The organism is Corynebacterium jeikeium (assembly GCF_000738175.1).
GTDB classification, from domain to species: Bacteria; Actinomycetota; Actinomycetes; order Mycobacteriales; family Mycobacteriaceae; genus Corynebacterium; species Corynebacterium jeikeium_C.
In genome coordinates, this window is record NZ_JFCH01000063.1 from 18,807 (window position 1) to 27,344 (window position 8,538).

5 protein-coding genes are annotated in these 8,538 nt (G+C 59.9%); all 5 read left to right on the forward strand.

Annotated elements, in window-relative coordinates:
* Window positions 1-42 precede the first annotated feature (42 nt).
* The 5 genes from JQ46_RS10725 (at window position 43) to JQ46_RS10740 (ending at window position 8,464) form a co-directional block, all read left to right on the forward strand.
* Window positions 43-2,739: a sensor histidine kinase gene (locus tag JQ46_RS10725; protein WP_011273770.1), complete on the forward strand. Its 2,697-nt coding sequence runs from the start codon at window positions 43-45 to the stop codon at window positions 2,737-2,739.
* Complete coding sequence (locus JQ46_RS10730; RefSeq protein WP_034988242.1) at window positions 2,736-3,428, forward strand: response regulator; 693 nt, start codon at window positions 2,736-2,738, stop codon at window positions 3,426-3,428. Before JQ46_RS10725 ends, JQ46_RS10730 begins: the two co-directional genes overlap by 4 nt.
* A gap of 149 nt (window positions 3,429-3,577) precedes the next feature.
* Window positions 3,578-6,097 (forward strand): esterase-like activity of phytase family protein, encoded by a 2,520-nt coding sequence (locus JQ46_RS10735; RefSeq protein WP_034988244.1) that lies wholly within the window; start codon window positions 3,578-3,580, stop codon window positions 6,095-6,097.
* Between the two features lie 209 nt (window positions 6,098-6,306).
* The gene (locus JQ46_RS11150) at window positions 6,307-6,987 is read left to right on the forward strand and encodes an Abi family protein (RefSeq protein WP_080719546.1); all 681 of its coding nucleotides are present in this window, start codon (window positions 6,307-6,309) and stop codon (window positions 6,985-6,987) included.
* A 265-nt stretch (window positions 6,988-7,252) separates the two neighbouring features.
* Window positions 7,253-8,464 (forward strand): IS110 family transposase, encoded by a 1,212-nt coding sequence (locus tag JQ46_RS10740; RefSeq protein WP_034985101.1) that lies wholly within the window; start codon window positions 7,253-7,255, stop codon window positions 8,462-8,464.
* The last annotated feature ends 74 nt before the right edge of the window (window positions 8,465-8,538 follow it).

An 8,538-nucleotide genomic window follows, 5' to 3' on the forward strand; every position in this document is an offset into this window, starting at 1 on the left:
CCAAAAAATTTTCGGCGCACGATAAAAACAGGAGTAACGACAATGACTAAGCGTGGCACTTTGAAGGTGTACCTCGGCTTCGCCCCTGGCGTGGGCAAGACGTATGCCATGCTTAGCGAAGCTCACGACCTATACGACCGCGGGCGGGACGTGCTGATCGGCATCGTGGAAGATCACGGCCGCGAACGCACCCGAAAGCTCACCGAGGGGCTGCCGACCCTACCGCGCAAATCGGTTCCCTACCGCGGCGGCCACTACGAGGAGCTGGACCTCGAGGCAGCGCTCGAAGCGCACCCGGAGATCGTCCTGGTTGACGAGTTGGCACACACCGTAGTGGGCGAGAACAACGCGGATAGCAGCCGCCCGGCCGAGGCGATCAAGCGCTGGCACGACGTGTACGCGCTGCTGGATGCTGGCATCGACGTCATCTCCACGATGAACATCCAGCATCTGGAATCCCTCAACGACGTGGTCTCGGCTGTCACCGGTACGCGCCAGCTAGAGACCGTGCCGGACCAGGTGCTTCGGGACGCCGACGAGATCGAGCTGGTGGACCTCTCCCCAGACGCTTTGCGGATCCGCTTGGCCCGCGGTGAGGTTTACCGCCAGCAACAGGCCGAGACCGCGCTGAATAACTACTTTCGCGTAGGCAACCTGACCGCCCTGCGCGAGCTGAGTCTGTTGTGGTTGGCCGACAAGGTCGACGAGGGGCTGGCGAAATACCGCGAAGACAAAAAGATCGAGGAGAACTGGCCGACCCGCGAGCGCGTAGTGGTCGCCGTGCGCGGCGATGAGGTGTCCGAGGCGCTGATCCGCCGCGGGGCTCGCATCACCCAGCGCGTGGCCGGGCGCGAGATGCTGGTGGTCTACGTCTCCGGCGCCGACGAAGCTTTGGGGGTTGATCTCCCCGAGCGGCTGCGGCGCCTACAGGAACTCACCGAATCCCTCGACGGACAGTGGCGCGTGATCGAAGGCGATGACATTGCCAACACCCTGTTAGAGTTCGCGCGGACCGTCAACGCCTCGCAGTTGGTGATCGGACTGGGCACGCGCATGAGCCGACTGTTTAGCTCCACTGCCCACAAGATCATCGACGGTTCCGGGCGTATCGACGTGCACATCGTTTCTACATCTAGTGTCTCGTCCGACGATGGTGCCACGAAGATGTCTAAGAGAGCGCTTCGGAAAGCTTCCCAGTTAATGGGGCTCACGCGGGATCGCGGGACGGGACTGGATACTTCGAAGCAGCTCAGCCCCACTCGCCGCTGGATCGGCTGGTTGCTGGCCGTGCCAGGCCCCATCCTCTTAACGCTCCTCGTGCTGCCATTCTTCCGCGAAAACGGAGCCTTGGGTTCGATCCTTTTGGGCTATTTGACGATCGCAGTTTTCGCAGCCCTGGCCGGTGGATTCGGCCCGGCTATCGTGGCGGTGATCATCGGCTCGGTCATGGCCAACTGGTTCTTTACACACCCCTATCACACCCTCACGGTGACCGAGCCGGCAAACCTGGTGCAGATCATCCTGTTCTTTGTCATTTCTGCAGCGGTGGCGGTGGTCGTGGATATTGCAGAGAGGCGCCGCGCTATTGCCAACCGGCGCCTCGGCCAGGCCGTTGTGCTCTCCGACTTAGCACGCGGTGCGCTGGACGAAGGCGACGACATCCGCAGTCTGCTTGCTCGTTTGCGGGAAACCTTCAACCTGGAGCGGGTAGATCTACAGCAGTATTCGAAGGAACGCAAGAAGTGGGTCACGATGGCAACCACCGATCCGGGTGGCATCGGTGTGCCGTGGCCTAGTAAAAAGGCACCGTCGCATGTCGGTGCAGGTGATGGCATGCGCTTTGTCCTCGACGGGCGCGATCTGACCCCTGCCGAGGATGCGATGATCGAAGCCCACGGCGCCCGCATCACCGCGATTTACGACCGCGAGGAGATCGATGCAATGCGCCGGGCAACGGCCGCGCTGGAGGCCGGAAACCGTGTGGGCACCGCTCTACTCACCGCGGTGTCCCACGACCTGCGCACTCCCCTGGCCGGTATCAAGGCCGCGGTCAGTGCGCTGAACATGGACGACATGGAGTTGGATGAAGAATCCCGATCGCTGCTGATGGAAACCATCGAATCCAGCACCGATCGGCTGGAGACCGTCATCGGCAATCTGCTGGACATGAGCCGCGTGAATTCCAACACCGTCGCCGTGCACCGCGCCAAGGTGCACTACAACACCGTGGTCGAAGCAGTTCTGGCGGAGCTGCCCGAGGCAACACAGCACGTCGATTCTTTTATTGACGCCACCGTTCCGCCCGTCTTAGGCGATGCGGGTCTAGTGCAACGCATTATTGCGAACATTGTGGTTAATGCTCGTACCTACGCGCCGAATTCCCGGATCGAACTGCACGCCCAGCAGGTTCCAGCGGGCGCCGACGATAAGACAGGCGCAGAAGCTAGCACCGTGGAGCTTGCAATTGTCGACCACGGCCCAGGCTTCCCCTCGGAGCACCTTAATGACGTGTTCACCCCCTTCCAACGCCTCGGCGATCAATCGGCAAACCAGAACGGGCTGGGTTTGGGCTTGGCTGTCGCCCACGGCTTTGCCGAAGCCATGAACGGAACCCTCGAAGCCCGTAACACCCCAGGTGGAGGCGCCACACTGGTTCTATCCCTGCCAACGGCAACGGGGGAATCAGAAGATGGGGAAGAGCGTGGCGTCCAGAAGAAGGTACAAGGAGAAGCGCCATGAGCGGCGAACAGATTTTGATGGTCGAAGATGACGTAGCGCTAGCTAACGCGGTGCTAGTAACCCTGCGGGCGCGCGGCTACGACGTACAGGTAGCGACGACGGCGACGAAGGCGATTCAGGTGGCCTCGAAGTGGCATCCGCAGGCGGTGCTGCTAGACCTGGGACTGCCGGATCTGAGTGGCCTGGAGGTGCTGCGCGCGCTACGGAATTGGACGGATATTCCCGTGCTGGTGGTTTCCGCACGCCACGACGAATCGGGCAAGATCAACGCACTGGATGAGGGCGCGGACGACTACGTAATCAAACCATTTTCCGTCGGCGAACTACTGGCCAGACTACGGGCGGCGCTGCGTAGAGCGCCCGGCGCGCCGATCCCGGAGGAGCCCGTGGTGGAGACCTCCGACGGACGCGTAGTGTTTGATCTGCCGAACCAGCGGGTGACCGTCGACGGGCAGGACGTGCATCTGACCCCGCGGGAATGGGGCATTGCCGAGCACATGATTCGCCACCGCGGAACTCTGGTGACAAAGGTGGAGCTGCTGCAAGCGGTGTGGGGGCAGGCCTACAAGAAGGAGACGAACTACCTGCGGGTCTATATCTCTCAGCTGAGGTCGAAGCTGGAGGTTGATCCGAGTAACCCACAGTACTTCACGACCGAGACGGGCATCGGCTACCGCCTGGTGCTGTGACGCGGTGCCGCCGGCGCCGGCGAAGGGTCAACCAACACCGTGATTGAGTTCACCTGACGGCCATGTTGCCGTAAACCTGGCGCAAAAAAGAGGTGGAAACATGTGTCTGGTTTTATTCATAATTCGCACATAGATAGGCGCGGCTCTTCATGCAGCTCAACAACTTCAAAAACTCGGTCTCCCAGCGTGCACAGCGTAAGGTCGCAGGGATTTCTCTGGCTCTGGCGGTAATTCCCTTCGCAGCAGTCCCCGCGGCTAACGCGACGGTCGGCTCGCAGGCCGTGGTCGGCTCTACCCTGGGATCCTCCGGCTTCGGCTCCTCGGCTGGGTCTTCTGCTGGGTCTACTGCCGGCTCATCCCTACCTGGTTCCAGCGGCCCTGCTGGCTCCTTGCAGCCGGGCAACCCAGGTAACCCAGGCACCCCGGACGCACAGTCCACGTTCGAGCGCACCGTCACCTACCCGGTATACGAGAACCGTCCCGATGGTGAGGACAAGTCTGCGGAGACCGTGGCGGAGATCTCCACGGTCTCCAAGGACGGCAAGACGCTAATCCACACGGATGCCCTGGCACAGCGCATCGGATTCATCGACATCAGCGACCCGAACGCTCCGAAGGGCCTGGGCACCCTGGATCTGAAGGCACAGGGCCACGCCAAGGACGAGCCGACCTCTGTGGCCGTGTACGGCGATTACCTGCTGGTGGTTATCGACGAGACGGCCGGGGACTTCGCGAACCCGAAGGGGCGTGTGGATATCGTGCGTATCTCCGACCGCACCCGCGTTTCTTCCATCGACTTGAAGGGCCAGCCGGACTCCATCGCCATCTCCCCCGCTGGCGCACCGGGCAAGCCGACGGCCGCGATCGCTATGGAGAACCAGCGCGACGAAGATCTGAACGACGGCAACCTGCCGCAGCTGCCCACCGGCTTTGTGCAGACCATCGACCTGTCCGGGGATGCCAAGGACTGGAAGGCCACCCCGATCCGCTTCGAGGATGACAACGGCAAGCTGCTGGACGCAGTAAAGAAGGCCGGGCTCGACACCCCAGAGGACCTGGAGCCGGAGTACGTCAGCATTAACGGCAAGAACCAGCTGGCCGTCACCCTGCAGGAGAACAACGGTGTGGCCATCATCGACCTGCAGACCAACCGCATCACCAACGTCTTCAGCGCAGGCAGCGCCGAAGTCAAGGGCGTGGACACCCAGTCCGACAAGCTCATCAACCCCACCGACACTCTGCCAGCCACCCCGCGCGAGCCGGACGCCATCGCCTGGATCGACGATAACCACGTAGCCACCGCCAACGAGGGCGACTGGAAGAGTGGCACCCGCGGCTGGACCGTCTTCGATGCCAGCGGCAAGATCGTCTGGGATGCCGGCAACTCCGTGGAGAACCTGGCCATCCGCCACGGCCTGCACAACAACAAGCGCGCCAAGAAGAAGGGCGTGGAAATCGAGGGGATCGCCACCGCCAAGATGAACGGCACCAACTACGCCTTCGTCGGCTCCGAGCGCTCCAACTTCGTTGCCGTGTACAACGTCAACGATCCGGCGAACCCGCAGTTCGTGCAGATGCTGTTCACCACCAATGGCCCGGAGGGAATCCTGCCGATCCCGGAGCGGAACATGCTCGCTGTATCCAGCGAGGTCGACGAGGCAGACAACGCCGTGCGTAGCGCGGTGACGCTATATCGTCTGGGTGGCGAGGAATCCCAGCCCTCCATTGTTTCCGCCGACCAGGGCGATGCGCCGATCGGCTGGGGTGCGCTGGGCGCTCTGACCGCCGATCCGAAGGACGCCAACCGCCTGTACGCGGCCTCCGACTCCGCGTACGCGAACGGCTGGGTTTACACGATCGATGCCTCCAAGCAGCCGGCCGTGATCACCGAACGCCGCGCAGTGAAGCGTGACGGTGCCCCGGCTGAGGATCTGGACATCGAAGGAATTTCCGTGGCTGCCGACGGGGGCTTCTGGATCGCTTCCGAGGGCAAGAAGGGCAAGGATAACCGTCTCTTCCACACCGATAAAGACCTCAACATCACCTCTGCGGTCGAACTACCTGCCGACGTGGCTGAGCACATCGGCAAGTGGGGACTAGAGGGCGTCAGTTCCACAAAGGACGAAAACGGCGTGGAACAGCTCTTCGTCGCCGTGCAGCGACCGCTGTGGAAGGACCCGGAGGCGAAGGACCGCGAGGCGCTAGAGGGCGACAACACCACGCGCATCGGCAAGTACGACACGAAGACCAAGCAGTGGCAGTGGTTCGGCTACGAGCTGGAGAAGTCGGCCGGCAAGGGCGACTGGATGGGTCTGTCGGAGATCACCGCGCTGGACGATAAGCACCTGCTGGTGATCGAGCGCGATAAGCTGAACGGTCCGGACGCCAAGGTCAAGCGCGTAATGAAGGTGACGCTGCCCGAGGGTAGTGCTGAGGGGGCAGCCGCTGGCGCGAACGGTGACGCCAGTGGTGGCGCGCTGCCGATGGTGAACAAGGAGCTGGCCGTGGACGTGCTGCCGAAGCTGCGCGCGACGAACGGCTGGACCCAGGAGAAGCTGGAGGGCTTCACCATCGCGGCGGATGGCCAAATGTACGCGGTGACGGATAACGACGCTCTGGAGGATGCCACCGGCGAGACCGTCTTCCTGCGCCTGGGTAAGGTGAAGTAGCCAGGCTCAAAGCCAGCTGGCGGATCGGGGAGCCTTCGTTCCCCGAGGCCGCATGCCGTGCGGCTAAGGCGTCCTTGGCTATTCACCCCACTACTTACCCCCCCTGCTAACCCCCAATAAATCTGTAGAAAATCAATAACCCCGGTGATGTACGTCTAAAACGCAGGGATCGCTCCGGGGCTTTCAATGCAATCCTAACACTGAAACGTATGCAATCCAACGGCAACGCAGGAAACAACCTGGATAAGTGGTTTTCACCAGAACGGATGAAAACCTACAGTTTCCACTCCGACCCGGAAGCTCTCTACCTTTGGAACACACGCATCACCAAAGCCTTCCTTGAGGATATTCAGCACGTCGAGGTACTGCTCCGTAACTGTGTCGATGCAGCGGTGTCTTCAAAATACGGACATCAGTGGTACACGAATACGGACATCCCGTTCAATGCTCAGGCTAAGAAATCCATTCGAAAAGCTGAGCGGCGCGCCGGATCCGCCAGGAATACATCACCACCACCAGGTCGAGTTATCGCAGAGCTTAGTTTTGATTTCTGGAGATTTCTGTTTACCAATACCTACTCATCCACCATCTGGCCATTGGTCCAGAAAACTCTACATGCGATTCCCCAGTCAAACTCCACAAAGAGGTCAACTCATATCGGCGTGGCGTCATTACAGGATTTCAGACGCGAAGTCGACGTCATCTATACCTTGCGAAACCGTTGTGCACATCACGAGCCAATAGTTAAACCTAATTTGAAATTCGAAGATGCTGCGTTAGATCGAGTACAAGACGCCCTGTCTCTTGTCGCTAACTGGATCAATCCGCAAGCAGCACAATGGATAGAATCGAATTCCAGGATTCCGGATTTGCGTCGCACGAGGCCTTAGGCCAGCAAAGCACGCCCCCTGTCCCGTTACCTTGTGAGTGTCCCCGATAATGGGGATAGTCGCTGGTCCCGGTATGGCTTACCTGCCCTGTAGTTTCCATAATCCGGGGGGTGTTGCCGCCGGGTGCCAGGACTTTCGATGACAGCTGATAGGGACACGGCCAGTTTTAAACTAGGTCTCTTTGTAACGTGGGTGCTTCTAACGAAGGTCATGACACCAGCGACTGGAACAACGCCATACCCATCTCGTTTTCTAGGAGCTCATCATGTCTCCGGAGCATTCCATCGACATATTCCTTGGGTTAGACGTCGGCAAATCTGAACACCACGCCTGCGCCTTAGACCGTGATGGCAACAAGGTCTTCGACAAACCGTTGCCTCAACTCGAATCCGAACTAGCAGGCGTTTTTCACCAGCTTCAGAAGCTTGGCACCGTGCTCGTGATCGTCGACCAACCCAACACCATCGGCGCACTACCGATTGCTGTAGCCCGGGACTGCGGTTGCGAAGTCGGATACCTGCCAGGTCTTGCGATGCGCAAAGCTGCAGATCTCTATCCGGGACGTGCAAAAACAGACAAACGCGACGCATTCATCATCGCCGACACCGCCCGCACAATGCCCCACACGCTACGTGCCGTCGACCGCAATGATGAGGTACTCTCCGCCCTAAAGATGCTGTCCGGCTTCGATGATGACATCGCCCGCGATTGCACTCGCACTGTCAATCGGCTTCGCAGTGTCCTCACCCAGATCTACCCCAGCCTGGAACGAGTTTTTGCTGGTAGCACCCTGACTCGCACGCCGATCCTGGAATTATTGATCCATTACAAGGGACCGCAGGGGCTAAAAAGAGCCGGATACCAACGAGTGTTGAACTGGATGATCAAGCGCACACGTAAAGACCCCACCCCGCTGGTAGACGACATTTTTACAGCGCTGAAAGCTCAAACAGTCACCGTGCCTGGAAGCGATGCCGCCGAGTTAGTAATTCCTCAACTGGCTGCAAACATCCAGGCCCTCAAAGAGCAACGAAACACCATTGCTGAGCAGGTTGAAGAGATGCTCGCTGATTTCCCTTTTTGTGAGGTCTTGATGAGTATGCCCGGAGTCGGCATCAAGACCGCAGCGCAGATCCTTCTTGCGATCGGTGATGGCTCCGACTTCGCTAGTGCTGGCCACTTAGCTGCTTATGCTGGAATAGCACCCGTGACTAGACGATCAGGTTCGTCGATCAGAGGTGAGTTCCCGGCACGGTCAGGCAATAAACGACTGAAAAACGCCTTGTTCTACTCCGCATTCGCAGTTATCCGCAGCCACGAACCGTCACGGCGGTATTACGAACGCAAACGCGCTGAAGGAAAACGCCACAACGCAGCAGTCATCTGCCTGGCACGACGCCGATGCAATGTCATCTACGCGATGCTGAAAAACAAGGAGTTCTTCCGCGAAATCCCGCCACGCCCCGTCGCCGCATAAAGCCCCAAAGACGAAGCCGACCAGCACACGCTGGCCGGCTCCTAGGCACGCCTAAGAAACTACTCCCAAGACTG